General features: G+C 64.2%; 26 protein-coding genes. 9 read left to right on the forward strand and 17 right to left on the reverse strand.

All coding sequences use genetic code 11. The features are described from left to right. A partial coding sequence (locus C84B14_RS11380) for a HAMP domain-containing protein (RefSeq protein ID WP_353224187.1) occupies positions 1-983 on the reverse strand: 983 nt, incomplete at its 3' end. Positions 984-1249: 266 nt separating this feature from the next. Here C84B14_RS11380 and pqqA point away from each other — a divergent pair. After that, positions 1250-1327, forward strand: a complete 78-nt coding sequence (gene pqqA / locus C84B14_RS11385; RefSeq protein ID WP_209059483.1) for a pyrroloquinoline quinone precursor peptide PqqA — start codon at positions 1250-1252, stop codon at positions 1325-1327. A gap of 62 nt (positions 1328-1389) precedes the next feature. Continuing rightward, a complete protein-coding gene (pqqE, locus tag C84B14_RS11390; protein WP_353224189.1) occupies positions 1390-2568 on the forward strand; it encodes a pyrroloquinoline quinone biosynthesis protein PqqE in 1179 nt (392 codons plus the stop codon). 57 nt (positions 2569-2625) lie between these two features. Here the strand turns inward: pqqE and C84B14_RS11395 are convergent, their stop codons facing one another. The 6 genes from C84B14_RS11395 to C84B14_RS11420 form a co-directional block, all read right to left on the reverse strand. Continuing rightward, complete coding sequence (locus C84B14_RS11395; protein ID WP_348765181.1) at positions 2626-2928, reverse strand: type II toxin-antitoxin system RelE/ParE family toxin; 303 nt, start codon at positions 2926-2928, stop codon at positions 2626-2628. Next, positions 2921-3163, reverse strand: a complete 243-nt coding sequence (locus C84B14_RS11400) for a type II toxin-antitoxin system ParD family antitoxin (protein WP_348765182.1) — start codon at positions 3161-3163, stop codon at positions 2921-2923. Before C84B14_RS11400 ends, C84B14_RS11395 begins: the two co-directional genes overlap by 8 nt. A gap of 301 nt (positions 3164-3464) precedes the next feature. Next, on the reverse strand, positions 3465-3749 hold the full coding sequence (gene pqqD, locus C84B14_RS11405) for a pyrroloquinoline quinone biosynthesis peptide chaperone PqqD (protein ID WP_353224191.1): 285 nt from the start codon (positions 3747-3749) through the stop codon (positions 3465-3467). Further along, a complete protein-coding gene (gene pqqC / locus C84B14_RS11410) occupies positions 3746-4492 on the reverse strand; it encodes a pyrroloquinoline-quinone synthase PqqC (RefSeq protein WP_353224193.1) in 747 nt (248 codons plus the stop codon). Before pqqC ends, pqqD begins: the two co-directional genes overlap by 4 nt. After that, complete coding sequence (gene pqqB, locus C84B14_RS11415; protein WP_353224195.1) at positions 4489-5400, reverse strand: pyrroloquinoline quinone biosynthesis protein PqqB; 912 nt, start codon at positions 5398-5400, stop codon at positions 4489-4491. The genes pqqC and pqqB overlap by 4 nt, the downstream gene beginning before the upstream one ends. A 93-nt stretch (positions 5401-5493) precedes the next feature. Beyond that, complete coding sequence (locus C84B14_RS11420; protein WP_353224197.1) at positions 5494-7422, reverse strand: sigma-54-dependent Fis family transcriptional regulator; 1929 nt, start codon at positions 7420-7422, stop codon at positions 5494-5496. A gap of 342 nt (positions 7423-7764) precedes the next feature. On the opposite strand from C84B14_RS11420, the gene C84B14_RS11425 reads away from it, so the two are divergent. From C84B14_RS11425 to C84B14_RS11445, 5 genes are all read left to right on the forward strand, one after another. Next, a complete protein-coding gene (locus tag C84B14_RS11425; RefSeq protein WP_348765187.1) occupies positions 7765-9276 on the forward strand; it encodes an aldehyde dehydrogenase family protein in 1512 nt (503 codons plus the stop codon). A gap of 445 nt (positions 9277-9721) precedes the next feature. Then, complete coding sequence (locus C84B14_RS11430) at positions 9722-10363, forward strand: response regulator (protein WP_353224199.1); 642 nt, start codon at positions 9722-9724, stop codon at positions 10361-10363. Positions 10364-10427: 64 nt separating this feature from the next. Continuing rightward, positions 10428-11696 (forward strand): histidine kinase, encoded by a 1269-nt coding sequence (locus tag C84B14_RS11435; RefSeq protein WP_348765189.1) that lies wholly within the window; start codon positions 10428-10430, stop codon positions 11694-11696. Positions 11697-11860: 164 nt separating this feature from the next. After that, complete coding sequence (locus tag C84B14_RS11440) at positions 11861-14161, forward strand: TonB-dependent receptor (protein ID WP_353224201.1); 2301 nt, start codon at positions 11861-11863, stop codon at positions 14159-14161. A 288-nt stretch (positions 14162-14449) separates the two neighbouring features. Next, positions 14450-14767, forward strand: a complete 318-nt coding sequence (locus C84B14_RS11445) for a hypothetical protein (RefSeq protein ID WP_353224203.1) — start codon at positions 14450-14452, stop codon at positions 14765-14767. 19 nt (positions 14768-14786) lie between these two features. Here the strand turns inward: C84B14_RS11445 and C84B14_RS11450 are convergent, their stop codons facing one another. Then, complete coding sequence (locus C84B14_RS11450; RefSeq protein ID WP_348765192.1) at positions 14787-15251, reverse strand: DUF4442 domain-containing protein; 465 nt, start codon at positions 15249-15251, stop codon at positions 14787-14789. 66 nt (positions 15252-15317) lie between these two features. Beyond that, complete coding sequence (locus C84B14_RS11455) at positions 15318-15797, reverse strand: hotdog fold domain-containing protein (protein WP_353224205.1); 480 nt, start codon at positions 15795-15797, stop codon at positions 15318-15320. Between the two features lie 74 nt (positions 15798-15871). Between C84B14_RS11455 and C84B14_RS11460 the strand changes: the two genes are divergently transcribed. After that, positions 15872-16498, forward strand: a complete 627-nt coding sequence (locus C84B14_RS11460; RefSeq protein ID WP_353224207.1) for a TetR/AcrR family transcriptional regulator — start codon at positions 15872-15874, stop codon at positions 16496-16498. Between the two features lie 15 nt (positions 16499-16513). Here the strand turns inward: C84B14_RS11460 and C84B14_RS11465 are convergent, their stop codons facing one another. The 8 genes from C84B14_RS11465 to C84B14_RS11500 form a co-directional block, all read right to left on the reverse strand. Beyond that, complete coding sequence (locus tag C84B14_RS11465) at positions 16514-18094, reverse strand: BCCT family transporter (protein WP_353224208.1); 1581 nt, start codon at positions 18092-18094, stop codon at positions 16514-16516. A gap of 428 nt (positions 18095-18522) precedes the next feature. Further along, positions 18523-19329 (reverse strand): lanthanide ABC transporter permease protein PedC, encoded by an 807-nt coding sequence (locus tag C84B14_RS11470; protein WP_353224209.1) that lies wholly within the window; start codon positions 19327-19329, stop codon positions 18523-18525. A gap of 3 nt (positions 19330-19332) precedes the next feature. Beyond that, positions 19333-20496: a lanthanide ABC transporter ABC transporter substrate-binding protein PedA1 gene (locus C84B14_RS11475; protein ID WP_353224211.1), complete on the reverse strand. Its 1164-nt coding sequence runs from the start codon at positions 20494-20496 to the stop codon at positions 19333-19335. An 86-nt stretch (positions 20497-20582) separates the two neighbouring features. After that, entirely contained in the window at positions 20583-21581 is a 999-nt protein-coding gene (locus C84B14_RS11480) for a PQQ-dependent catabolism-associated beta-propeller protein (protein ID WP_353224213.1), read from the reverse strand. After that, the gene (locus C84B14_RS11485) at positions 21581-22333 is read right to left on the reverse strand and encodes a lanthanide ABC transporter ATP-binding protein PedB/LutE (protein ID WP_353224215.1); all 753 of its coding nucleotides are present in this window, start codon (positions 22331-22333) and stop codon (positions 21581-21583) included. Before C84B14_RS11485 ends, C84B14_RS11480 begins: the two co-directional genes overlap by 1 nt. Further along, positions 22330-23127: an ABC transporter ATP-binding protein gene (locus tag C84B14_RS11490; RefSeq protein WP_353224216.1), complete on the reverse strand. Its 798-nt coding sequence runs from the start codon at positions 23125-23127 to the stop codon at positions 22330-22332. The genes C84B14_RS11485 and C84B14_RS11490 overlap by 4 nt, the downstream gene beginning before the upstream one ends. Next, a complete protein-coding gene (locus C84B14_RS11495; protein ID WP_353224218.1) occupies positions 23124-23912 on the reverse strand; it encodes an ABC transporter permease in 789 nt (262 codons plus the stop codon). The genes C84B14_RS11490 and C84B14_RS11495 overlap by 4 nt, the downstream gene beginning before the upstream one ends. Further along, positions 23893-24906: an ABC transporter substrate-binding protein gene (locus C84B14_RS11500; RefSeq protein ID WP_353224220.1), complete on the reverse strand. Its 1014-nt coding sequence runs from the start codon at positions 24904-24906 to the stop codon at positions 23893-23895. Before C84B14_RS11500 ends, C84B14_RS11495 begins: the two co-directional genes overlap by 20 nt. Positions 24907-25187: 281 nt before the next feature. Between C84B14_RS11500 and C84B14_RS11505 the strand changes: the two genes are divergently transcribed. Beyond that, entirely contained in the window at positions 25188-25505 is a 318-nt protein-coding gene (locus C84B14_RS11505; protein ID WP_353224222.1) for a c-type cytochrome, read from the forward strand. Positions 25506-25643: the final 138 nt, after the last annotated feature.

Raw genomic sequence — 25643 nt, forward strand, 5'->3', positions numbered from 1 at the left:
GGCTCGAGATCGAGCGGATGCAGATAGGACAGTAGCGCGCCGAGCCAGCGTTCCAGGCGGTCGGCCGCGTCCATGATGTCGGCGCCGGTTTCCTCGATCTCGTCGGCCGTGGCCTGGCGATCCAGCATCTGCGCGTTGGCACGAATACCGGCCAGCGGGTTGCGGATATTGTGGGCGATAACGGGTACGAGCGCGCCGAGCGCCGCTTCGCGCTCGCGCTCGACCAGCGCCTGGCGCTTGTGGTCGAGCTCGGCCGCCATGGCATTGAGCGTGTCGGCCAGATGCCGAACCTCGGCCACCCCCTGTGGACGCAGCCGATAATCCAGCCGCCCCTGGGCAATTTCGCCGGTGCCCGCCACCAGCCGTTCGAGCGGACGCAGGAATTCACGCACGAACCGGCGGTTGAGCCAGAGCGCGAGCGCAATACCGAACAGCAGCGGCAGCCAGGCCAGCCATGGGGCCATGCGGTTCCACAAGCCCATGCGCTCGGCCAGGGCATCGCGGCGCGCTGCGACCTGCTGCGTAAGGCGGCTGTAAGCGCTTTCGAAATCGCCGGTCTGCCAGGTATCGAAGGCGGACTGGTTCGCGTCGCTGTCCGGGGTGGTGACCACCCGATTCATGGCGGCAAGAATGAGGCCGTAGGCGGCTTCCATACGGGCGATGCTGGCCTGTTCTGCCGGGGTATCTGCGACCTGGCGCATCCGGTAGAAATGCTCGTCGATGCGATACAGCCGTTGCCAGTAGTCGTCGCTCGGCCCCTCGCTTGCATAGGCGTCGACCGTCTTGATCTGACGATACAGGTCGCCGCGTACCGCCTGGGCTTCGATCAGCAGCTCGTTGGAGCGCAGCGAGCGCTGATAGCCCGCCTGCCAGAAGCTCGCCCATAGCGCGCCAAAACCCGCGGCCGCCATCAATACCAGCAGCAGCGCGAGTTGATAGCGCTGGATCAGGCGCTTGAGCGAATCGGCAGGACGCAGAATCATTGCGCGAGTCTAGCCGTCGCGGGCGTATCCCCGAAATGCCCGAGGCACCACGCCCTGCATGGCCGGCGTGGCGGCCAGTATTGGCCATCCCGAGTGGCCAATACTGGCCATTCTGGCCAACGATCGGCCACCGCCGACGCGCTGCCGTGGCGGTTGAAAAAGGCTTTGGGGCACAAGTGCTTGACGGACCAACCCACGCTTCGTGGCTGGCATGGTCGATGCATCGATCACGGTTGCCAGTTACCGATAAAACCAAGGAGATCGGAATGAAACAGTGGACGACCCCGAAGGCCCACGACCTGCGTCTGGGCTTCGAAATCACGATGTACGTGAACAACCGCTAACCGGTTATCGCGTACGGCAAGGGGGCTTCGCGGCCCCCTTTCTTTTGCGCACCGAGTCCCCCATGAGCGCGACGCCCCCCACGCTGCCTAGCCGCCACGATGGCGAAACACCGGCCCGCCCGCTGTGGCTGCTGGCCGAGCTCACCTATGCCTGCCCGCTGCAGTGTCCCTACTGCAGTAATCCGACCGAAATGGCGCAGATCGGGCATGAAATCTCGACCGAGGACTGGAAGAAGGTGCTGCGCCAGGCGCGCCAGATGGGCGCCGCCCAGCTCGGGCTATCCGGCGGCGAACCGCTGGTACGCAAGGATCTTGAGGAAATCGTCGCCGAAGCCCGCCAGCTGGGCTACTACAGCAACCTCATTACCTCGGGCATCGGCATGGACGACGCCCGCGTCGAACGCCTCGCCGAAGCCGGGCTGGATCATATCCAGATCAGCTTTCAGGCCAGCAACGCCGAGCTGAACAACTTTCTCGGCGGCAGCGACAGCTTCGAGAAAAAAAAGGACATGGCCCGGGCGATCAAACGCCACGGCTATCCGATGGTGCTCAATATCGTGCTGCACCGAAAGAACATCGACGATATCGAAGAAATCATCGCCATGGCCGAAGCGCTCGACGCCGACTATGTAGAACTGGCCAACACCCAGTACTACGGCTGGGCCTGGCACAACCGCGACGCGCTCATGCCCACCCGGGAACAGCTCGCCCACGCCGAACGCGTGACGACTGCATACCGCGAGCGTGGCGGCGCGATGAAGCTGTATTTCGTGGTGCCCGATTATTACGAAGATCGCCCCAAGGCCTGCATGAGCGGCTGGGGCGATATCTTCCTCACCATCGCCCCGGACGGCGTGGCCCTGCCCTGCCATGCCGCGCGCCAGCTACCCGGCCTGGAATTCCCGAACGTGGTCGATCACGACATCGACTGGATCTGGGGCGAATCCCCCGCCTTCAATCATTTCCGCGGCTACGACTGGATGAAGGAACCCTGTCGCAGCTGCTCGGAAAAAACCAAGGACTTCGGCGGCTGCCGCTGCCAGGCCTATATGCTCACCGGCGACATGTATGCCACCGACCCGGTGTGTGCGAAATCGCCCCAGCATCATCTCGTGACCGACGCCGTCGAGCGCGCGAACGCACAGCCTGTCGAAGCGCCCACCGCCCAGCCGATCGTGTTTCGCAATCCGAAGAATTCCAAGCGGCTGCACGGGTCACGGCTGGCACGCGAGGGGCCGTAAACTGCTAGGCGCGAATCAAACCGCTGCCGCCGAACGCGCCGAGTAGGGTTTTCCCGATCAGTCGATATCCAGATCATCGAAATGCCGCAATGGCTCCATGCGCTGATGAAGCACGCGGATAACGAATATGTCGTGCGCACGGGCACGATAGAAAATAACGTGGTGACGGTGATCGTGACGAAGAAGCCCCTCGGCGATATCGGGACACTCGCGCCCCATATCAGGCGTTTCAGCCAGCAGCCGCATGATCTGATCCAGATGCCGGGTATAGGCATCGGCCTGATCGACGCCGAAGTTCAGCAGGGTGTATTCGTAGATCGTTGCAAAGTCTTCAGCCGCAAGGGTCGACAGCCTATACATCGTGGCGATGCTTCACCCGGACGGCGATATCTCGTAGCGATTCGTCGCTCTCGCCGCTGCGTTCTCCGGCTTCTACAGCCGCCCGGAGTGCGGCGGTCGCCTGTTCCTGGCGTTCGAGCAACCGTAATGCGGAGCGTACGACTTCGCTGGTTGAGCCATAGCGGCCCGAGGCAACCAATTTGCCCACGAACTCGTCCATTTGAGAACCGATGGTGATACTGGTCGTCCTGCCCATGCAATGATACCGCTGTGTGATTTATTAACACAATATAGCAAAGCCGACCAATTCCGGAATGCTTGATTATCCGCTTGAAGAAAACCGGGAACTCGGTCAAACCCCGTCGTTCTATTCCACACAGGTAAGCGCGATAAACGTTGGTTTGTCGGCCCTACATCAACTGCCTCCGACACAGTCGCAAAATGGCGTCGAGACGGCAACGAACGTCGGGCCCACAACCCCGGGGGGGGGAAGTCCCAGGCGCGCAGCGTCGTCTTCGTAATAGCCAGACTGCGCTGCCCAAGCTATCGCACTCGGCTCAAGCCAATATGACCCAGCCGTGCGAGGCGGCAAGCTTCAAGAAATCATGCACATCCGCCGTAACCTCTGCCCCGTCGAACGCCGCCGAGAGATCGGTGCAGATCGCCTGCACGGACCGCTGGCCATCGCAGCGCTGCAGGATTTCGGCGGCGCTGTCGTTGAGGGTGATCATGCCTTCCGGGTAGAGCAGGACGTGGCAGTCCTGGGCCGGTTCGAACTGCAGGCGGTGGCCACGGGTGATCTGTGGCACGGCGCTATCGGAGATGGGGCGGTCGGCGCTCATGTCTGCGGCTCCGGGCAGCTGTAATACGGCGGCCGGTCTTCGACATACGCCATCCACATCGCATCGAGCATGCTCCAGAGCACGTCGAGCTTGAACTGCAGAATCGATAGCGCGTGTTCCTGCTCGGCGCGGGTGGTGAAATGGTCGAGCGTGACCCGCAGGCCGTGTTCGACATCGCGCCGTGCTTCCGACAGGCGCTTGCGGAAATAGCTCAGCCCGGTGTCGTCGATCCAGGGATAGTGATCGGGCCAGCCGGTCAGGCGCTGCTGATGGATTTCCGGGGCGAACAGCTCGGTGAGCGACGAGCAGGCGGCTTCCTGCCAGGTCGCACGCCGGGCGAAGTTCACATAGGCATCGACGGCGAAACGCACGCCGGGCAGCAAGTCGGTGAGGTTGGCGACACGGCCGCGATCCAGGCCGGTGGCTTCGGCCAGCATCAGCCAGGCTTCGATGCCGCCGGTTTCGCCCGGCGCGCCGTCGTGGTCGAGGATGCGCTGGACCCAGAGCTGGCGTGCGGCCGGGTCCGGACAGTTGGCGAGCACGTTGGCATCCTTGATGGGGATACAGACCTGATAGTAGTAGCGGTTGAGCACCCAGCCGCGGATCTGATCCGGCGTGCAGCGGCCTTCGTGCATCATCCGGTGATAGGGATGATGGATGTGATAGCGCGCGCCCATCGCTCGCAGGCGGGCTTCGAATTCGTCACGCGACCAGGGCTTTTGTCCGTCGTTGGCAACGCTCATAGCTTTATTTCCATGCCGTCATAGGCGACTTCCACCCCGGCGTTTTCGACCGTGGCACGCTCGGGCGAGTCCGGGTCGAGGATGGGGTTGGTGTTGTTGATATGGATGAGCACCCGGCGCTTGTCGGGAAAGTTCGCCAGCCAGGCCAGCATGCCGTTTTCACCCGACTGCGGCAGATGGCCCATTGCCGCGGCGGGCTTCACGCCCACGCCCTGGTCGATCATCTCAGTTTCGGTGAAGAAGGTGCCGTCCACGAGCAGACAATCCGATTGCCTTGCCACGGCAGCGATGGTGTCGTCCGGCGCGCCGAGCCCCGGCGCATAGAACAGCGTGCCGCCGGTGGCGTCGTCGGTGACGACCAGGCCGATGTTGTCGCCGGAGTGCGGGTCGCCCCGGTGCGGCGAATACGGCGGCGCGGCCGAGGACAGCTCGACCGCACGAAACGACAGCCCCGGCACGCCGTCGATCGCGAATTGATCGGCCTCGGTATCGATCTCGTGCCAGTCCACGCCGCAGTAGTGCGAGAGCACGTTGAACAGCGGCAGGCCGGTGGTGAGATCCTCGTAGACGGGACGCGTCGACCACACCGGCAGCGTGTCGCCCTCGCGCAGGATGATCAGCCCGGTGGCGTGATCGATCTGGCTGTCCATGAGCAGCACGGCGCCGATGCCGGTCCCGCGTGTTTCCGGCGCCGGGCGAAGTGCTTCGAAGTCGAGAATCTGCTGGCGCACGTCGGGCGAGGCGTTGACCAGCAGCCAGTGCTTGCCGTCCGCGCTGACGGCAATCGACGACTGGGTGCGGGCCTGGGCACGGGTGGTGCCCTCGTGCAGCTTGCGGTTGAGCCCGACATTGGTATTCCACTGCGGAAAGCCGCCGCCGGCGGCCGATCCGAGTACGCGTACATGCATGATTTCATCCTGCGAAGACCGGTTCGGTCGCTCAATCAGGCAGGAGTCATGCCAGCTGCGTTCGGGGCTATCGGGCTCTGCCCCAGACGCCGATCAGCGATTCTGCGAGGGCTCGATGCCGTGCTTCTTCATCTTGCGATAGAGGGTGTTGCGGCTTGTCTGCAGCTGCAGCGCTGCGCGGGTGACGTTCCAGCCGCTGGCTTCCAGCGTACCGATCAGGGCATCGCGTTCGGCATTGGCCAACGGGTTGGCCGGCTCGGCTACATCCGCTTGGGCAGCACGCGCCAGCACATCACCGCGTTGCGCGTGTTCGACCAGCTCATCCGGCAGGTCGGACAGGCGTACGAGCCCGTCTTCGCATAGCGCGAGCGCGGTACGCACGACGTTGCGCATCTGGCGGATATTGCCGGGCCAGTCGTAGCGCAGCAGTGCAGCCATCGCATCCTCGGCGAGGCGAATGGCGGTGCTGCCGTCCTGCTCCGCGGCGATCACCGAACGCAGCAGGGCCTCGCGGTCGGCGCGCTGGCGTACCGACGCAAGCGTGAGCGTGATGCCGTCGAGCCGGTAGTAGAGATCGGCCCGGAAGTCGCCAGCGGCCACGCGTTCGCCCAGATCGGCATGGGTCGCACAGACCACGTTGAGATCGAGCGCGATCGGCGTATCGCCGCCCAGCGGCACCACCTCGCGTTCTTCCAGCACGCGCAGCAGCCGTGTTTGCAGCGCCAGCGGCATATCACCGATTTCGTCGAGAAACAGCGTGCCGCCGGACGACTGCAGCAGCTTGCCGCGCATGCCCTCGCGGCTGGCGCCGGTGAACGCGCCCGGCTTGTAGCCGAACAGTTCGGCCTCGATGAGCGTTTCCGGGATGGCGGCACAGTTCACGGCCACGAACGGTGCCGTCGCGCGCGTGCTAGCCTCGTGGATGGCCCGGGCGAACACCTCCTTGCCGGTGCCCGTCTCGCCGCGCAGCATGATGGCGATGCGTCGGTCGACCACGCGCCTGGCACAGCGCACGTTTTCGGCCATGACCGGATCGGCGCCGGCCAGCTCATCCAGGCCCGGCCGACGATCGGCGGCGCGCGCCGGTATGTACAGGCCACGCGGCACGGCACGACGCCCTTCCGGCGCGCTCAATCGTGCGAAATAACGACGCCCGCGTGCGCGCTCGTGCAATGGCCAGACCGTCTCACCCGCGTTACGGGTGGCAGCATCCAGCGCGGCACCCGCAATATCGAAGACCTGCTCGACCGACTCGCCGATCAGCGCCTGGCGCCCGTCCGCGCCCAGCTGAAGGGCGGCATTGTCGTCGGCCGCCACGATCCGATCATCGTCGTCGATGGCGAGCAGGCCATCGTGGATCAGGCCCACGAACTCGGGCCGGCCATGAAAGCGCAGCACCCGCGAATCGCGGTGCGCGTTCAGGAACAGGTTTTTTTCGATCAGCCGTGCCGACATGCTCACCAGCGCCACGGTATGCATCTGTCCGGCACGCGTGCCCTCGCACTGCACCGACGAAGCATCGAGCACGGCGAGCAGTTCGCCGGCCGCGTTGCGAATGGGCGCGGCCGAACAACTCAGGCCGGTATGGCGTACGGCGAAATGATCAGCACAGTGGATGACCACCGGCCGCTGCTCGACGATGCAGGTGCCGATACCGTTGGTGCCCTGGCGCCACTCGCTCCAGTTGGCGCCGTCCCATAGCCCGGCGGCCCGGAAATTCTCGCGCAGGCTGGCTTCCACCCGGTTGTAGAGGATCACGCCGTGGGCGTCGGTAATCATCAGCGCATAGCCGGCGCCGGCGATCTGAGCGGCCAGGTTGTCCATTTCGTCGCGGGCGAGACAGACGACCTCGGCCAGCTCGTCGCGATGCGCGCTGAGCTGGCTGCGCGACACCACGTCCAGCTCGATACGCGCCGGGTCGAGCCCGTAATCGCGAATGCAGCGGTTCCACGAACCCGCCACCAGATCGGCCGAGTCGCCGTGGACTGTCGCCGTCGAAGGATGCGCCGCCAGATCGACCATCGCTGCTCCTCGCACGAGCCCGCGCTTTGCACGGGTCTTTGCATTTATGTCGCCCGCTTGTGACGCGGGTCTGTCTTGGTTCTAGCAGGTTCGAAAAGCGCAGACAAGCGGGTGTATCAGCCGTGGCGCAGGCTGCAACGCCGCTGTATCGAAAACGTGACAGCCGAGCCCTCACCGCGCGGCCGGCGGCTTGCGCAACCCGCTGATTTTCATGCGTCTGGCGTATGGCCTGAATCTTGCGGTTTGGATCTGCGGTTTCGCCGTACCTACGACGAATACGTAAAAACCGAGGCCCGCAACGCGATTGCCGGCGCGATAAAACCAATGGAGGAGAGAATCGATATGTGTGCAGTAGCTGCTTCCGAAGTATCGCTCGAACCGAGCGTCCAGCAATTCATCGACAGCCCGCGCAAGATGCTGATCGACGGCCAATGGGTGGCCTGTGAATCGGGCGAGACGTTCGACGTCTACAACCCGTCCAACGACCAGGTCATCGCCCAGGCACAGTCGGCCACCAGGGTGGATGTCGACAAGGCGGTGAAAGCCGCGCGCCGTGCCTTCGACGATGGCCCGTGGACGAAGATGGCCCCCGCCGAACGCCAGCAGATCGTCTGGAAGATCGGCGATCTGATCATGGAATATCAGGAAGAGCTGGCCCAGCTCGAGTCGCTGGACAACGGCAAACCGATTTCCATCGCCCGGGCCGCCGACGTGCCGCTGGCCGCGGAGATGTTTCGCTACATGGCCGGCTGGGCGACCAAGCTCAACGGCGAAATGATCACCCCGAGCGTGCCCTATGCACCGGGTGCCGAATGGCATGCCTATACCCGGCGCGAACCGGTGGGCGTATGCGGCCAGATCATCCCCTGGAACTTCCCGCTGCTGATGGCCGCCTGGAAGCTCGCGCCGGCGCTGGCCACCGGCAATACCATCGTCATGAAGCTTGCCGAGGAAACGCCGCTGTCCGGGCTCAAGCTCGCCGAGATCATGCAGGAAGCCGGCGTGCCGGATGGCGTGGTCAATATCATCACCGGCTTCGGCGAAGAGGCCGGCGCGCCGATCGCGGCGCACCCCATGGTCGACAAGATCGCCTTTACCGGCTCGACCGAAGTGGGCCGGCTGATCGTCGATGCCGCCAAGGGCAACCTCAAGAAAGTGTCGCTGGAGCTGGGCGGCAAATCGCCGAATATCGTGCTCGACGATGCCGACCTGGACAAAGCCATTCCGGGCGCGGCCAACGCGATCTTCTTCAACCACGGCCAGTGCTGTGCCGCCGGTTCGCGGCTGTTCGTGCATGAAAAAGTGTACGACCAGGTGGTGGAAGGCGTGGCCGAGTTCGCGCGCAACATCAAGCTCGGCCCGGGCCTGGATCCGGAGACCCAGATGGGCCCGCTGGTATCGCGGACCCAGTTCGACCGGGTGACCGGCTATCTCGAATCCGGCAAGAGCCAGGGCGCGAGAGCGGCCGCCGGCGGCGAACGCGGCGAAGGCGACGGCTATTTCGTGAAGCCGACCGTGCTCACCGATGTCTCCGACGACATGAAGGTGGTGCAGGAAGAGATCTTCGGGCCGGTGGTCACGGCGACGAAGTTCTCCGATTTCGACCGCGATCTGGTCAACCGGGCCAACGACACGGTGTTCGGGCTGGCCTCGGGCGTATGGACGCAGGATATCGGCCGCGCGCACAAGCTGGCCGCCAAGCTGCGGGCCGGCACGGTGTGGGTGAACTGCTACAACATCTTCGATGCGGCACTGCCGTTCGGCGGTTACAAGCAGTCCGGCTGGGGCCGCGAAATGGGCGCCCAGGTGCTCAACAACTACACCGAAACCAAGACCGTGACGGTGTCGTTGTAGCCCGGCACACGGCCGTCGCGCCCCCTCGGCGGCCGTGTACCCGAAGCCGGCTGCGCCCCTTGCAGCCGGCTTTCTCTTTACTGATCCTTGTATGCGGCTTCGCTGCTGCGCTCAAGCAGGCAGTGGGCCCGCCAATGCACGCGACAATAGGGCTGGAGGCAGCGCGCAGGCGCCGCACGATGTCCATGCAGTTGCGTAATCGACCGTGTAATGGCCGCGTTCCTCAAGAGGAACCGCCGATTTCTCGGATTACGCAGATTTTCTGATAGTCCCTTCGTGCCTGGATGTCTCGGCAGCAGCGTGCGCGCTCAAGGCTTCACGCCGGTGCCGAGCCTCGTGGATAATCAAGTTTTCTTTTGCCGCCGCCGGGTTGGCGCGCCCGGGCCGCTGTTCGATTGCGCTATCGTAGGGCCCAACGCGTACTCGAATGCGTCAGGAGTTTGCCATGCCCAAGCAGCCGATCCGGGTTCTACTCGTCGACGATCATGCCGTCGTGCGCGCCGGCTATGCGCGCCTGCTCAAACTGGCCGGCGATATCGAAGTCGCCGGCGAGGCCGATAGCGGCGAACGCGCCTATGCCCTGTGCCGCGAGCACAACTTCGACGTGATCGTCATGGACCTGTCGTTGCCGGGCATGAGCGGCATCGAAACCACGCGACGTATCTGCAGCCGTCACCCGGGTACACGGGTGCTGGTGTTTTCGGTACACGAAGAAGCCATTTTCGTGCGCCGTGCGCTGGCCGCGGGGGCGACCGGCTATATCGGCAAACGGGCGGTGGCCGACGTATTGATCGAGGGTGTGCGTCAGGTGGCCTGCGGGCGCGAATATCTGGACCCGGGCCTGGCTGACGATATCGTCGCCTCGGCACAGGACGGCACGTCGCCGCTGGCCTGTCTGTCTTCGCGCGAGTTCGAGATTTTCCGCCTGCTGGCCTCGGGCTCGAGCGTGAACGATATCGCCGAGGAGCTGTTCGTCAGCCCCAAGACCGTCGCCAACCATGCATCGCGTCTACGCGCGAAGCTGGGCGTGGGCGGCACCGCCGAGCTGACCCGACTGGCGATTCGTACCGGTGTCGTCGGACTCTAGGGCGTGTCGGCAATCCCCCGCGCCGCGACAGGCCAGCCGGCGACTGCGCCTGCGGCAACGGCTGATGATTGCCGTGACGCTGCTGCTGGCCGTCATTCTGGGCGCGGCGACCTGGCTGGTCATCCATAACGCCCAGCGCGCGGTGACCGAAGAGATGCAGGCCAGCATCGCCCTGGCCGGCGACCTGGTCGACAACACGATCCGCCGGGACGACGATGCCCTGGCCGCCGCCCGGCAGCTGTCGGATATAGGCCACCTGCGCCATCTATGCCTGTCGTTGATCGAGCGTGGCGAGGCGTCGCCCAGGGGTTGCACCAACCCCGAGTCGGCCGGCGCACCGGCCTGGTTTGCCGCCCTGACCCGGCCCGAGTCCCTGCCCGAACGCCGGCTCGCGGTCGCACCCGACTACAGCATGGTGATCCTCGCCGACCCCGACGACGAAATCGCGGAAGCTTGGCAGGACACCCGCGGATTGCTCGCCCTTCTGATCGTGTTCTATCTGGCGACCATCGTGGTGGTCTATCGTCTGTTCGGGCGCGCCCTTGTACCGGTACGGCGTATCGACGCCGCGCTCGCGCGTATCGAGCACGGCGACTACGGTATTCGCCTGCCCCGTTTCTCGCTGCCGGAGTTCGACGGTATCGCGGCCCAGTTCAATCACATGGCCGCCACGCTCGACGCCGCCCAGCGCGAAAACCGGCGCCTGCGCGAACATTCGCTGCGTATTCAGGAAGACGAACGCCACAACATCGCGCGCGAACTGCACGACGAACTCGGCCAGAGCCTGACCGCAATCCGGGCCGACGCCGCCGGCATTCTCTCGCGCGGCAAAAAGCTGCCGCCCGGCGTCGCCGAATCCGCCGAAGCCATTGCCGCGGTTGCCGGGCAGATCTACGACCAGACCCGATTGATGATGCAGCGCCTGCGTCCGCCGGGTCTCGACGAGCTCGGCCTCGACGCGGCCCTGGAAAACCACGTCGCCGGCCGTCAGCGCAGCCATCGCGATGTGTCGTTCGTCTACTCGGGCAACGACCGCCTGGCGGATATCCCCACCCCGATCGCGATCCACGTCTTCCGCCTGGTTCAGGAAGCGCTCACCAACGCCCTGCGTCACGGCCGGCCTGCCCATATCGATATCTCGGTGACCCTGGGAACCGATCGCTTGCAGGTCGATGTGCGTGACGACGGGCGCGGTTTCGATACCGACGCCTACCGCCCCGGCCTAGGGCTGTCCGGAATGGCCGAACGTATCGACCTGCTCGGCGGACATCTGCAGGTCGACAGTCGACGTCGCCACGGCACCCGCATTCAGGCCGATATTCCGCTCGCCTAGACGGCCTCGGCAAAAGGTCGCATCCCCCCGAAATCGGGAAGAATCCCCATTGAGCAGCGCAATCCGCACGGCCGAGACTCGATAGCACTACATAATAAAAATGGTGCGGGGGAGCGATGAACTATCGCAGGGGACTAGGCCTTACGGTGGGCGCGGTATGCGTCATGGGCACACAGAACGCGACCGCCCAGCCACTCGAACTGGGCGGCATCGACATCATCGGCGCGACGCCTTTTGCCGGCAGCGAGGTGGATGCCGATCGCTATCCGGCCAACGTGCAACACGCCGAAAGCCAGGACATCGAGCGGGCCGAAACGCTTAATCTCAACCAGTACATGCAGCAGGAACTGGGCAGCGTCCACGTTAACGACGCCACCAACAACCCGTTCCAGCCGGATCTGAATTACCGCGGCTATACCGCCTCGCCGCTGCTCGGACTGCCGCAGGGCCTGTCGATCTATCAGGACGGCGTGCGCATCAACGAACCCTTCGGCGACACGGTGAACTGGGACCTGATACCACAGGTGGCGATCGAATCCATCGATCTCATCCCCGGCTCCAATCCGCTGTTCGGGCAAAACACGCTGGGCGGCGCGTTGTCGCTCAAGACCAAGACCGGCTTTACCTACCAGGGCGCCGAGGCCGAGCTGTTCGGCGGCGACTTCGGGCGCTTTGGCGGCCATGTGCAGGCCGGTGGCAACAACGGTACCGATGCCTGGTATTTCGCCGCCCAGGGCATGTCGGAAGACGGCTGGCGCGATTTCTCCGACTCCGACGTGGCCCAGCTGTTCACCCAGTTCTCCACGATTACCGACAACGGCACGCTGGACTTCTCGATCACTGCGGCCGACAACAGCCTGCGTGGCAACGGCGCCATCCCGGCCGAACTCGCCGACGCCGAAGGTCGCGACGCGGTGTTCACCTACCCCGATGAAACCAGCCCGGAAATGGTGATGTTCAACCTGCGCGGCACGCGCGATTACAGCGAGGATTTCACCTTGGCCTGGGGCGCCTATTACCGCCGCAACGGAATCAACACGTTCAACGGCGACGGCTCCGAGTTCGAGGACTGCGAAGACGCCGGCAATGCCGGCCTGCTCTGTGAAGAAGCCGAAGACGGCGGCGACGAGGAAATCGTCTTCGATGCCGACGGCAATCCGGTGGCGGCCAGCGATAGCGTGATCGGCGGCACCGAAAACACCTCGCAGACCAAGGAAAACGGCTTTGGCCTGAATCTGCAGGGGCGCCAGAACGGCGTGCTCGGCGGCGAGCTGATCGTGGGCACCAGCCTCGACTATGCCAGCAGCGACTTCTCCCAGCAGACGGAGCTGGCCAGCCTCACCGACGAACGCGGCACCGTAGGCAGCGGCATCGTATCCGGCGAATCGCTGACCGGCGTGTCGGCGCACAACAGCACCGCCAGCCTGTTCTTCATGCAGCGGGTGCCGATTACCGAGACGCTCGAAGGCACGCTAGCCGGACGTTACAACCGCACCTCGATCTCGCTGCACGACACCTCTCCGGACGTGGAATTCGCCGGCGGCGACGATGACGACGACACCAGCCTGTCCGGCGATCACGAATTCAAGCGTCTGAACCTGGCGGGCGGGCTGACGTGGCAAGTCAACGACAGCCTCACCACCTTCGGCAGCGTGTCGCAGTCGTCGCGTGCGCCCACGCCGGTCGAACTGACCTGCGCCAACCCGGATGCGCCGTGTCGCCTGCCCAACGGCTTCGTGGACGATCCGCCGCTCGAACAGGTGGTGACCACAACCTACGAACTGGGTCTACGCGGCGGCAACGACGACCTGCGCTGGCATGCGGCCGTGTTCCGCTCGGACAATCAGGACGACATCCTCTTCATCGCCGCCGAATCCCGTTTCGAAGGCTATTTCGACAACGTCGGCGAAACCCGGCGTCAGGGCGTCGAGCTGGGTCTGGACTGGGCCTTCGCAGAGCGCTGGCGGCTGTCGGCGAACTACACCTATCTCAACGCCGAGTTCCGCGATTCATTCATCACCAATTCGCCCAACCATCCGCTGGCCGATGAAAACGCAGCGCCCGGCGAAGACCCGACCCAGCAGGTCAACTCGGGCGATCGCATCCCGCTGATTCCGGAACATCTGTTCAATGTCGGCATCGACTGGGCGCCGACGAACCGGCTGCGGCTGGGCATGGATGTGGTCGGCAACGGCGACCAGATCTATCGCGGCGACGAATCCAACACCGACGATGAAAAGATCGACGGCTATGCCATCGTCAACGCCAATGCCGCGTTCAAGATCACGGACCGCATCACGACGTTCATCCGGGTGAATAATCTGCTTGATTCCGACTACGAAACCTTCGGCCTCTACGGCGAAGCCGACGAAGTGCTCGAAGGCGATCGCTACGACGACGCCACCCGCTTCATCGGCCCCGGCGCGCCGCGCGGTATCTGGGGCGGGGTCCGGGTGGAACTATAGGCTCTTATTCGATCTCCTCCGGCAGGCGCCGGCCCGCAGCGCGTTGTTCCGTAACGCGGGTCGGCCGCCTGTTCTTAATTGCCTTGACGATGCAACGCGACGAGATGACGCATTCTCTGTCTCTCGCCGGCCGGCACGGCGCGTTTCGCTAAAAAAACAGGCGCCTGCGCAACAGATATCGTCGGCAGCGAAAAAAAAACCAAGATATTTGACCTGAAACACTTCATCCGGCGCTCTGCGGGCCGATACTCGGGCGTGCCGTAAAAACCCTGCGCGAGAGATCAAGCAATGAACATGACCGACGCCCGGTCCCTGCTACAGAAACGACTGGTCAATATCCGTGAATACGACAGCGTGCTCGTGCTCAACGGTGTCATCTGCCTGGGCCTGAGCGTCGCCATGCTGCACGGCGAGCCGGCCAGCGGACTCATCTTCGGCGCGATCGCCGTGCTGTCGTTCATGGCGCGTCATCGCCTGCGCCGCTTCGGCCGACTGCTGGCCGCCGATCTGGCGGGCCTGGGCACGGCAGACGCCGCGCAAGCCGCGGACCCGGCCGCTTCCGATCGGGTCCGTATGAGCGTCTGGCGGATCGTGTTCGCCGGCTGAGCCTGCGGGGCGAACGACCTCATCCAGGGCCCGTGCGCCCCTTGTCCTTGCGGCGTACGTAAAGCTGTTTGCGGGCACGCGCCACGAGCGTGCCGTCGGCTGTTCTGATCTCGTTTTCGAACCACCGCAGGTGTTTGCCACCGTCGGCGGTGGCGGCAACGATTTCATCGCGTGCCGTATCGTCGAAATCGAATACGGCATGGACGGTCTCGCGGCCCGGCGACACGAACTCGATCGCACCGGCTGCGTCCCATACGTAATAGCCCTTGCCGAGACGTTCGGCTGCCAGGATCGCCCAGAATGGATCGCACATCTTGAACAGGTGCCCGCCGAACTGGGTGCCGAAATAGTTGGCGTTCCAGCGATGCAGCTTGAGCTGCACCTCGGCATGGCGCCAGTCGCCGGAAATGCGATTGACGCGAATACCGCTGAATAGAAACGGCGGCCAGATATTCATTGCTCGCCGCAGCGTGCCCGGTTTCATGACGCCTCCCTTGTGAACCGTTGCCTGGTGACCGCGCAACACACCGCAATACGACTGCCTGACGTGCTAACCCGACTTCGGCCTCGTAAGCCACATCGTGATCTCGGCGTGCAGAACGATCTGGCTGGCGCTGTCGCGCACGTCGACGACCACCGGATAGTCGGCATTGGCCGTCAGCGGCGCGTCGGGATCGCGCGGTCGGGCATGGGCAATGAGATCGGTCTTTGCGATCGCCCGGTATTCGACCGTCATGCCCTTGGGAATCCAGCGATAGTCGGGCATTACGGTCGCGTCCGTCATCAAGCCACCCGCCAGCTCGACCAGGTTGCACATCGCGATGGCGTGCACCGAGCCGATATGATTGGTCACCGCCCGGCGTTTATCCATCCCGACCTCGCAGCTGCCCGGTTCGAGCACCCGAACCGTCGGGCGAATCGTGGAGAAATAAGGGGCCTGCCAGCTCACGGCGCGGCTGAATAGCCAGCGACCGCCGGGCCGGCGTTCCAGCCGACGCCACATCTTGAGTATTTTGGATGCCTTGGACATGGCCTGTTGCACCTTCGAGTGAGCGCTGCGCACAGTGCAACAGCTAGAAATTAATTCTAGAATATTATTCTAATATGACTGAAGCAACCACGACGGCGAACACCGACGCGCCCGCATCGCGCTCCAGCCGCGACAAGCTGCTGGTCAGCGCGCTTGCCTGTTTCGACGAGCACGGCCTGACCGGCATGACCATCGAGCAAATACGTCGCCAGGCGAACAGCAGCATTGGCTCGCTTTACCACCATTTCGGTAATCGAGAAGGCTTGATCGCCGCGCTTTTTCTGCAGCTGCTGGACGATCAGCTGGCCTGGTCCCGCACCGCAATCGATGCAGCGACCACGCCGTATGAAACCCTGCACGCGCTGATTCACGGCTATCTCGACTGGGTGACCCATCACCCGGTCGAGGCGCGCTTCATGTATGCCGCGCGCAGCGAGGTGGCCCGCGGCGAGAACGCGGCCGCGCTCAAGGAAAAGAACCGGCAACGTATCGGATTGCTGCTGGCGGTACTCAAGGCCGGCATAAAGTCCGGCAGCATTCGATCGCTGCCGCCGGAGACGTTTGCATCGCTACTCGTCGGCCCCAGCGAGAATTATTGTCGCGCCTGGCTGGCGGATCGCGTACAGGGCAAGCCGGTTGCCCATGCCGATGTCTTCGTCGACGCAGCGTGGCGCGCAATCAGCGCCACGCCGTGCGAATGAGCCAGGCGCCGTCGCCTAATCCGCGATCTGCCCATCGGCGTTGGGCATCGCCCGCCGGGCGGTTTCCTGCGCGGCCAGTTCCATGCGCATGCTCTTCACCACGGCAACACACATCAGGATCATCACCACCGAAAACGGCAGCCCGCCGACCAGCGAGGCCGTCTGTAGCGCCACAAGGCCGCCGGCGAGCGCCAGCGAAATACTCACCAGCCCCTGCACGATCACCCAGAACGCGCGGGTGAGCACCGGCGGATGTTCCAGCCCGCCTGTCGACAGTACCGACACCACGAACGCGCCGGAATCGGCCGAGGTGATGAAGAAGGTCACGATCAGCACGATGGCCAGCAGCGAGCTGAAGAACGACAACGGCAGATCGCTGAGATACTCGAATATCACCAGCTGGGCCGGCAGATCACCCAGCCCGCCTGCGCCCATCATCTCGCGATGCAGGGCGGCCCAGCCCATGACGCCGAACCACACGAAAATGCCGATCGTGGGGATGATCAGCACGCCGAGCGTGAACTCGCGCACCGTGCGCCCGCGCGAGATGCGCGCCAGGAACGTGCCGACGAACGGGCCCCAGGCAATCCACCACGCCATGAAAAAGACCGTCCAGTAGGACTGCCACTGATCGCTGCCGGTGGCGAAATCGGTTTCGAAGCTGGACTGGAGGATATTCTGGAAGTAGTAGCCGAACGACGAGGTCAGGGCCTTGAGGATGAACACCGTCGGGCCGGCAAAGAACACGAGCAGAAGCAGGATCGACGCCAGCGCGATATTGAGATTGGATAGCCACTTGATACCGCGCGACAAGCCGGACAGAACCGATACCCCGGCAGCCAGACTGATCAGCGCGATGATGGTGACCCGCAGATCGAGCGAGGCATCGAACAGGTTGAGATAGTCCAGGCCGGCGTTGATCTGAATGACCCCGAGCCCGAGCGATGTCGCCAACCCGAACACGGTGCTCACGATGGCGACGATATCGATAAGGTCGCCCACCCAGCCGTGAACCCAGCGACCGAACAGCGGCTCCAGCCCCCAGCGAATGGCCAGCGGGCGCCCGCGGCGATGGGTGGCAAAACCCAGCGCCAGGCCCACGATGATATAGATGGCAAAAGGCGCCGCGCCCCATTCCATCCAGGCCAGATGGACCGCATACCGGGCCGCCTCGACCGTCTCGGAGGTCAGCTGACGCGGCGCGTTGTGGTAATGCGCCACCGGTTCCGCCGTGCCATAGAAGATGACGCCGATACCGATACCGGCCGAGAAGAGCATCGTGTACCACGACAGCCGCGAGAACGCCGGCCGCGAATCATCCGGCCCCAGCCGGAGTTTGCCGAACGAACTGCAACCCACCCAGAAACTGAATCCGATGAAGCCGGCACATACGAAAATGTAGTACCAGCCAAAGTAATGCACCATCCAGCTCAGAATCGCGTCGAAGGCATTCTTTGTCGCTTCGGGCGCCAGCACGGTCACGCCGATCAATAGGGCCATAAGCAGGATGACCGGATAAAAAACCCGGCCCACCAGCCGCATAGGACCGTGCCGCGACACCGATTTGTGCGCGGCGGTATACGTCGAGTCGTTCAATGCGAATTCCATTGTAGGAACGGCGGCTGCAGACAGCCGGCGCGGATCTCGAGCCGAGCAAAATTTCAAGGCAAACAATGCCTGATCAAGCGCTTAGCTGGCCCGGATCACTGTGACTAAAGATGTTATTGGAGTTTTCCCCGCGTCTTGTCGCAAACGGCGACAACGCGTGGACCGGCCCTGTTATTCCCCCATCGGGCCTACGCACAATAAACCATTGTCTGGCAGATCGCTCGTTGGCGACTGCATACCCGAGTGACATGGTTGGATCGGCAACGCCCGCCACCATCGCGTATGTGCGGTGCGCGACCGGACTGCCGACTCGCCTGGACAGCAATGGCGGCGCGTTCCTGGATTTGACGCGGCGCAGCAGCAAACGCACGTGGCGCGCCTGGCTGCGCCCTCGACCGCGCGTTCGTGGCTCGGCCCTATCCCTTCCGGCGTACCAGCCCCCGCTGCGGATCGTAGCCCCAGACGGCGAGTGCGAAGAACACGACCAGCGTAGCTGCCACGACCGCGAGCGCTAGGACGTTGATCTGACCGTATAAGGCGAAACGCACCAGCTCGACGCCATGAGTAAAAGGGTTGATACGCGACAGCTGATAGATGACGGTCGCCCCCGATTCCTGCAGCCGCCAGAGCGGATATAGCGCCGGCGACAGGAAGAACATGGGAAAGATCACGAAGTTCATGGTGCCGGCGAAGTTCTCCAGCTGCTTGATATACACCGACAGCAGCAGACCCAGCGCCCCGAGCATCAGCCCGGTGAGTATCAGTGCCGGCAAGACAGTGAGCAGGCCCGGCCACCAGGGCAGATCGACACCGAACAAGGCACACACCACGAGAAACGCGTAGGCCTGCAGCACGGACAGAAACGTACCGGCGAGCAGCTTGCAGGCCAACAGCACCGAGCGTGGCAGGGGCGCGGTGAGCAGCAGGCGCATGAGCCCCATCTCGCGGTCGTAGACCATGGCCAGCGACGACTGCATGCCGTTGAACAGCAGCACCATGCCGAGCAGGCCCGGCACCACGTAGACCTGATACTCGATATAGCTGTCGTAGGGCGGCAGCACGGAAATGCCGAATACGTTCTTGAAGCCGGCCGCGAAGATCAGCAGCCACAGGCTCGGACGGACCACCGCCGAGGCCAGCCGGCCCCGCTGGTGCATGAACTTGACGGTTTCGCGCGAGGACACCGCCACCAGCGCCTCGAACACATGGGCAATACGGGCCATGGATCAGGCCCCCTTGTGGTCGGTTGCGAGCTTGCAGGCCGATTCGCGCGGGTCGAAGCCGAGCGTGTCGAGATAGTTGTCCGGGTGCAGAAATCCCTCCAGCGGTGCCCGTGCAACCACCCAGTTGCCGCTGCCCAGCAGCATGGGCTGGCGCAGCTGGCCGTCCCAGTCACGAAACCCCATGCGATAGCCCTTGAAGCCGTCGAGATTGATTTCGTCGCCGCGAATATAGGCCGCGAGCTTTGCGTAGTCGGTGCTGTCGGTACGCTGCACGGCCTCCACCACGGCTTTTACTGCCACCCAGGCAGCCCAGTCGTAGGCCGTCATATGCCGGTCGGCCTTCTTTTCCAGTCGATTGTTGAGCTGACGCGCGCCGTGGCGCGTCCAGGCCCAATGCCAGGCCTGGGGCACCAGACCGCCGCTGCCCACCACGGGGCGCGGTTTCTGAATGGCGAAATTGGCGTTGCGGGCGAATTCACCCTGGATATCGGCGATATAGACCGCGTCGTAGTCCACACCGGAGGTCAGCAGCTTGGGGTTGTTGTGCTCTCGCTCGCGCGGGTTGTTGCCGAGCACGAATGCGCGCGTGCCGGTGATATTCAACCCGAAACGCTTTGCCGACCGCTCAAATGACCGGGCCAGCACCTTGTCGGCCGATTCGGGGCCGACCAGCAGCAATACGTTCTTCCATTGCCGCGACACCAGATACTGCGCCAACGCATCGTTGCGCATGGCATCCGACGGGATCGTATGCAGGAGGTTCGCCTGGCAATGGGCACCGCGCAGGCGATCGTCATGGGCGGCCACGTTGAACAACGTCAGGTCGTCGCCGGCGAACTCGGCCGCCACCCGCGAAACCGTACCGGCCGGCAGATCGAGCAGGATGAACCGGGTGCCGCTATCGCGCATGCGGCGTACCGTGTCCAGCACCTCGCGCGTATTCGATACTAGTTTTTCGTCGAGGCCGAACTTCACCCCCGCCGCAATACCGGGGAAACGTGCTTCGTCGATGGCCACGCGGGCACCAGCCACGGGCCGCCCCCAGGGCTCGCCCTGGTATTCGCGCTGCATGCGCGCCGGCGAATAGCGCGGGTCGTCGTTCCAGCCGATATAGCCCAGGTCGAATTCTTCGAGATTCTGCTGGGCGACGGCCGGGCTCGGCAACATACAAAGCATTGCGCCGAGACAAAGACACAGCAGCGCTGCCCGCCGCAATGCGGGCCACATCGCCATTGTCGCGAAACGGGCCATGCTCATTCGGCGAGCGTGTCGATAACCACGCTATGCGGCACGCGCCCGGCCGGGACCGAGCGCAACGTCTTGTGCGCGGCGATATCGACGATCGACATGTCGTCGGACAGACCGTTGGTGATATACAGCTGTTTGCCGTCACGGCTCTGGGCGATGCCCCAGGCACGGTCTCCGACCAGCACATAGTCCTCCACGGCATGCGTTTTCGCGTTCACGAACGCCACGTGATTCGCGCGCCCGAGCGTAACGAAGGCGCTCTGCCCATCCTCGGAGATTTTGATACCCACAGGGGTGACGTCTTCCGGGCGAAAGCCCTGCGGCTTGAATTCGATGGTGTCACTGACTTCATTGGTCTGCGTATCGATCAGCGATACCGAGCCGGACAGCTCGTTGGTCACCCACAGCGTGTTGCCGTCCGCGGACAGCGCAAAACGCCGCGGCCGGTTGCCGACCACGATATTGGCTTCGATTTCGTGGCTGTCCAGGTTCACGCGGTGCACCATATTCGCCACTTCCGACGTCACGTAGGCGGTCTTGCCGTCGGGCGTGACCAGTACGCCTTCGGGCTCCTGGCCAACATCGATCCGGGTCAGGGTTTTCTTGGCGCCAATGTCGTAGATGGTGAACTGGGCATCGTCTTCGTTGGAGATATAAAGACGCTTGCCGTCCGGGCCGATGGCAAAGATTTCGGGGTCGTCGATATCGGTGAGCCGGTCGCTTACCTTGCCCTGGGCGATATCGATGACATCGATGGAGTCGCCGTCACCACAGGCCACGTACAGCTTTTTGTGGTCGGGCGAAAAGGCGAGCCAGCGCGGGCGCTCGGACACCGCGATGGTGTCGATCTTTTCCATGCTCTGGCCGTCGAAAACAGTAACCAGGTCATCGTCTTCGCTGGAGACATAGACATTGCCGGTGCCGGCCGCAAACAGCGCCGGGCTAGCAGCCAGACACGCTGCCGCTACCGCCAGCCGGGCCTGTTTGTATCGATTGAAACGCATCAGACGGTCTCCTCTTTTTTCTTTGGCGCCTCGCCGGTGAGCGCGAGAAACGCGGCCCCCAGCGAAGCCGTATCGGTTTGTTCGCACAGCACGCGCGGCGTATCCACGGCAATGCGCTGACCCTTGTGCAGCACGATCACGCGGTGTGCGCGCTCGGCCTCATCCACCAGATGGGTCGCCCAGAGCACGCCCATGCCACGCTCGGCACAGAGCTTGTGTACATAGTCGACCAGCAACTCGCGCGAGCCGGGGTCGAGGCCCACGGTCGGCTCGTCCATGAGCAGCAGGGCCGGCTCGTGCAGCAGCGCCCGGGCGAGTTCGATCTTGCGCCGGTTGCCGCCCGACAACGCCCGGGCCGGGTCCTGGGCGCGCTCGGCCTGGCCGATACGCGCCAGCTCGTCGTCGATACGGGCTTTTGCTCTGCCCCCCATGCCATGCAGGCGGGCATGAAACTTCAGATTCGCCACCACGCTCAGATCCAGATCGAGCGTGGGTTGCTGAAACACCACGCCGAGCTTGGCCAGTGCCGCACGCGCGTCGCGCCGCATGTCGTGGCCGGCGACTTCGATCGCGCCTTCATCGGGCACGAACAACCCGGTCAGCAGCTGGAACAGCGTGCTCTTGCCGGCACCGTTCGGGCCGAGCAATGCCACGAACTCGCCCGGTTCGACGCGAAGCGACAGCGCATCGAGCGCCTTCAGCGCGCCATAGGATTTGCTGACCGCATCGACTTTCAAAGCAGCGTGGCTCATGCAGTGTCCTCGTGGGTGGCCAGAGGCTGGCCCGGATCGAGTATGCCGGAGAGCAGCCGTGGGTAACGCGCCAGCAGGGCCTGTTGTGCCGCGGCTACCTCGGCGCTTTCCAGATCTTTGCCGCGTGCGCCTTCGACCGGATGATCGAGCAGCACGCGGGCCGGCGTACCGCCGAGAAATACGACGCGATCGGCCAGCGCCAGCGCTTCGCGCAGATCGTGGGTGACGAACAGCACCAGCGGGCGCTGGCGTTCACACAGCTGCAGCAGCGAACGACGCAGGCGATTGCCGGTCGGCATATCCAGCGATACGAACGGTTCGTCCATGAGCAACAGCTGCGGCTCGACCACGAACGCCCGCGCCAGCGCCACCCGTCGCTGCATGCCGCCCGACAGATGATTGGGCCAGACGTGCAGCGCCTCGCCCAGGCCCACTTCTTCGAGCAGCCCCGCAGCCCGGGACCGATAGCCGGGCTCGTGCGCGCTGCGTTCGGCCTCGGCGAGCTTGACGTTATCGAGCGCGCTCAGCCAGGGCATGAGCCGCGGCTCCTGAAACATCATGCCCATATGCGCCGGTGACTGACCGGGGGCCGACAGCGGCCGGCCTTCCCAGTTGATTTCGCCGTCGTAGTCGTCATCCAGGCCGGCCACCAGCGAAAGCAGCGTGCTCTTGCCGGCGCCGGAGGGGCCGACCAGCGCGATGAACTCGCCCGGTGCGGCCTCGATGCAGCATTCGCCCAGAACGGCTGCGCCGTCGAAGCGCTTTTCGCGAATATGAATATGCAGACCGCTCATGCCCGCCACCGCGAGAGCCGGTTTTCGAGCGGGCGCATGACACAGGCTTCGATGAGCAGCACCACGCCCGCAAACGCCAGCGTGTACGCCAGAATGCTGCTGATATCGAAGAACTGGTAGTACACATGCAGCTGAAAACCCACGCCGTTGCTGCGTCCGAGTAGCTCCACCACGAGCACGATCTTCCATATCAGGGCCAGGCCACTACGGGCAGCGCCCATGAGATAGGGATAGAGCTGCGGCAGAAACACCTGCCGCAAAGACACCATCCAGGGCACGCGGTAAGCCTGGGCCACGGCAAGCAGTTTCGGGTCCACCGCGCGCGCACCTTCGCGCACCATCACCACCACGGTGGGAATCTTGTTGAGCGCGACCGCCAGCACCGCGGCAACGTCGTTCAGGCCGAACCACACGTAGCAAAGGATGATGGTCACCAGCGCCGGGATATTGAGCCCCAGCACCAGCGCGCCGTCGAACACGAGATCGAGCTGGCGATAACGCCCGAGCACGATACCCACCGCGGTGCCGATGGCCATCGCCAGCATAAAGGCCACGCCCACGCGGGCCAGGGTGATTGTCAGATGGTAGGGCAGCTCGCCCGACAGCGTATGCGCGAACAGCGCTTCCAGCACCGCCAGCGGGCCGGGCAGCACGTCGCTGCGGGCAACAAGCGCGACGATCTGCCATACCAGCACCAGGCCGGCGAACGACCCCGCACGCACCAGCGCCGGACGCCGATTCACGGGCGAACGCACCCGCGCCATGTCACGGCTGGCGATAGCCATCCCAGAACACGTCGGGCGACAGCCGGGTCACGCCGCCGGTGAGCCGGCCGTCGCTTTCGCTGGCGAGCACGTCGAACAGCTGCCCTGCCGCCGCAATTTCGGGGGCGCCGTAGCGTTTGATGATGCCGGCGCGGTAGCCGTCACGGATCGCGGCAAAAACGGCCTCGCTTTCCGGCTTGATCATCACCTTGAGCGGCGCCCAGGCCTCGTCGGACTCATCGAGCAGGCGCTTGGCATCCTGGCTGGCGGCCAGAAAATGCTGCAGTTCGGCCCGGTGTTGGTCGGCCCAGTCCTCGGCGAACACCCAGCCAAGCAGCGGCGGCACCGTATCGATACCCAGGCCTTCGAGCATCTGCTCGACGCTGACCAGCGGACGCATGCCCAGCGCCGACAGGCGTGCGTTGTAGTGCCAGAAATTCACCGCGGCCGGCAGATCGCCCTCGAGCAGCAGCCGATTGATCATCGGCGGCGCGGCAAAGGTCGGCTCGACCGCCTGTTCCAGATCCATGCCCCGGGTCTTCTGCGCGTAGGCACGCAGCAGCAGCCAGGTCTTGTCCACCGGGCCGCCGGCGATGCCCAGCTTCTTGTTGTCGAGATCGGCCAGCGTGGTCACCCCCGATGCCGGGTTGACCATCACCGCGCCCACCGCCCGCGAATAGGGCGCGAACTGATAGCGGCGGTCGTCGGCGCGCTGGCGCGCTGCCCACAGCCAGTCGGAGACGATCAGATCGACGCGCCCGCCCTGCAGCGCCACCGCCAGCGCGTTCTCCGAAGCCAGCGGTACCACCTCGATGGCCACATCGTGCTTTGCGGCCAGGCCATGGCGCTGGATCGTATCCATCTCCCAGCTGACGGTGCCGAACTTGAGCACGCCGATCCGCAGCGGCTCGTCGACGTTATCCGGCGTATCGCCCGAACAGCCACCCAGCAACGACACGAGCAGGATCAGACCTGCCAGCCATAGCCGCCTTGCACCACGCACGGGTGTCGTCATGGATTCTCCTGCCCGATCTCTTGGCCGCACCGCCTTGACACCGTCGCCCTGGGTCGGCTCTTGCGCCGACCGCGTTATTCGTCATCCCGCCGCGTTTGCACACGGGCCGGGATATATCGTTGTTTGAAAGCTTAAATTGCCCGCTAAGGGCCGCGGGGCGCAAGCCCGCGAATAGTCGCAGACCGTCCGGCAGGAACAATGCTCGGCAGGCGATGGCGCCGTTCGCCCGCCGTCCTGGCCCGCGCTTGCCGCCCGGGCGTGCCGGGCGTAGTTTCGAAAGGATGAGATATCGGGCCCGTGTCATCGCCGCGCTGCTGACCGTGTTCGCTGCTGCTGTGGCGGCCGCGGGCGAAGGCGAGATGCTGGCTAGCGCCTGCAGTGCCTGCCACGGTCCAGAGGGGCGCTCCGTTGCCGGCCTGCCTTCGCTTGCCGGCATGAACCGGCATGTCTTCATGGACCGCATGCAGGCATTTCGCCACGGCGACGGGACGATCATGAACCGTATCGCCCCCGCCTATGACGCGGCACAGACCGCCGCACTGGCCGACTATTTCGCCGCGCTCGACCGCGGCGACAACGAACAGCGCCATGCCCCCTAAGGAAGCTCTGCATAACCTCTCGCGGATCGCGTTCGAGTCCTCACAGACGGTGCGACAAGGCGTCCGAGCGCAGCGCCTGCCTCATTGGCAGGCCAAGCTCGGCAACGCAGTCGCGGCGTCTGTGAGGCCGAACCCCTT

Origin of the sequence: Salinisphaera sp. C84B14 (genome assembly GCF_040361435.1) — a bacterium.
Lineage (GTDB): Bacteria > Pseudomonadota > Gammaproteobacteria > Nevskiales > Salinisphaeraceae > Salinisphaera.

Excerpts from the sequence above, each read along its gene's own strand:
- C84B14_RS11480 (WP_353224213.1), bottom strand. The coding sequence starts at position 21,581 with ATGCGTTTCAATCGATACAAACAGGCCCGGCTGGCGGTAGCGGCAGCG.
- C84B14_RS11395 (WP_348765181.1), bottom strand. The coding sequence starts at position 2,928 with ATGTATAGGCTGTCGACCCTTGCGGCTGAAGACTTTGCAACGATCTAC.
- C84B14_RS11420 (WP_353224197.1), bottom strand. The coding sequence starts at position 7,422 with ATGGTCGATCTGGCGGCGCATCCTTCGACGGCGACAGTCCACGGCGAC.
- pqqE (WP_353224189.1), top strand. The coding sequence starts at position 1,390 with ATGAGCGCGACGCCCCCCACGCTGCCTAGCCGCCACGATGGCGAAACA.
- C84B14_RS11440 (WP_353224201.1), top strand. The coding sequence starts at position 11,861 with ATGGGCACACAGAACGCGACCGCCCAGCCACTCGAACTGGGCGGCATC.
- pqqB (WP_353224195.1), bottom strand. The coding sequence starts at position 5,400 with ATGCATGTACGCGTACTCGGATCGGCCGCCGGCGGCGGCTTTCCGCAG.
- C84B14_RS11425 (WP_348765187.1), top strand. The coding sequence starts at position 7,765 with ATGTGTGCAGTAGCTGCTTCCGAAGTATCGCTCGAACCGAGCGTCCAG.
- C84B14_RS11430 (WP_353224199.1), top strand. The coding sequence starts at position 9,722 with ATGCCCAAGCAGCCGATCCGGGTTCTACTCGTCGACGATCATGCCGTC.
- C84B14_RS11490 (WP_353224216.1), bottom strand. The coding sequence starts at position 23,127 with ATGAGCGGTCTGCATATTCATATTCGCGAAAAGCGCTTCGACGGCGCA.
- C84B14_RS11475 (WP_353224211.1), bottom strand. The coding sequence starts at position 20,496 with ATGTTGCCGAGCCCGGCCGTCGCCCAGCAGAATCTCGAAGAATTCGAC.
- C84B14_RS11460 (WP_353224207.1), top strand. The coding sequence starts at position 15,872 with ATGACTGAAGCAACCACGACGGCGAACACCGACGCGCCCGCATCGCGC.
- pqqA (WP_209059483.1), top strand. The coding sequence starts at position 1,250 with ATGAAACAGTGGACGACCCCGAAGGCCCACGACCTGCGTCTGGGCTTC.
- pqqC (WP_353224193.1), bottom strand. The coding sequence starts at position 4,492 with ATGAGCGTTGCCAACGACGGACAAAAGCCCTGGTCGCGTGACGAATTC.
- C84B14_RS11470 (WP_353224209.1), bottom strand. The coding sequence starts at position 19,329 with ATGGCCCGTATTGCCCATGTGTTCGAGGCGCTGGTGGCGGTGTCCTCG.
- C84B14_RS11435 (WP_348765189.1), top strand. The coding sequence starts at position 10,428 with ATGATTGCCGTGACGCTGCTGCTGGCCGTCATTCTGGGCGCGGCGACC.
- C84B14_RS11500 (WP_353224220.1), bottom strand. The coding sequence starts at position 24,906 with ATGACGACACCCGTGCGTGGTGCAAGGCGGCTATGGCTGGCAGGTCTG.
- C84B14_RS11455 (WP_353224205.1), bottom strand. The coding sequence starts at position 15,797 with ATGTCCAAGGCATCCAAAATACTCAAGATGTGGCGTCGGCTGGAACGC.
- C84B14_RS11495 (WP_353224218.1), bottom strand. The coding sequence starts at position 23,912 with ATGGCTATCGCCAGCCGTGACATGGCGCGGGTGCGTTCGCCCGTGAAT.
- C84B14_RS11505 (WP_353224222.1), top strand. The coding sequence starts at position 25,188 with ATGAGATATCGGGCCCGTGTCATCGCCGCGCTGCTGACCGTGTTCGCT.
- C84B14_RS11400 (WP_348765182.1), bottom strand. The coding sequence starts at position 3,163 with ATGGGCAGGACGACCAGTATCACCATCGGTTCTCAAATGGACGAGTTC.
- C84B14_RS11445 (WP_353224203.1), top strand. The coding sequence starts at position 14,450 with ATGAACATGACCGACGCCCGGTCCCTGCTACAGAAACGACTGGTCAAT.
- C84B14_RS11485 (WP_353224215.1), bottom strand. The coding sequence starts at position 22,333 with ATGAGCCACGCTGCTTTGAAAGTCGATGCGGTCAGCAAATCCTATGGC.
- pqqD (WP_353224191.1), bottom strand. The coding sequence starts at position 3,749 with ATGAGCGCCGACCGCCCCATCTCCGATAGCGCCGTGCCACAGATCACC.
- C84B14_RS11450 (WP_348765192.1), bottom strand. The coding sequence starts at position 15,251 with ATGAAACCGGGCACGCTGCGGCGAGCAATGAATATCTGGCCGCCGTTT.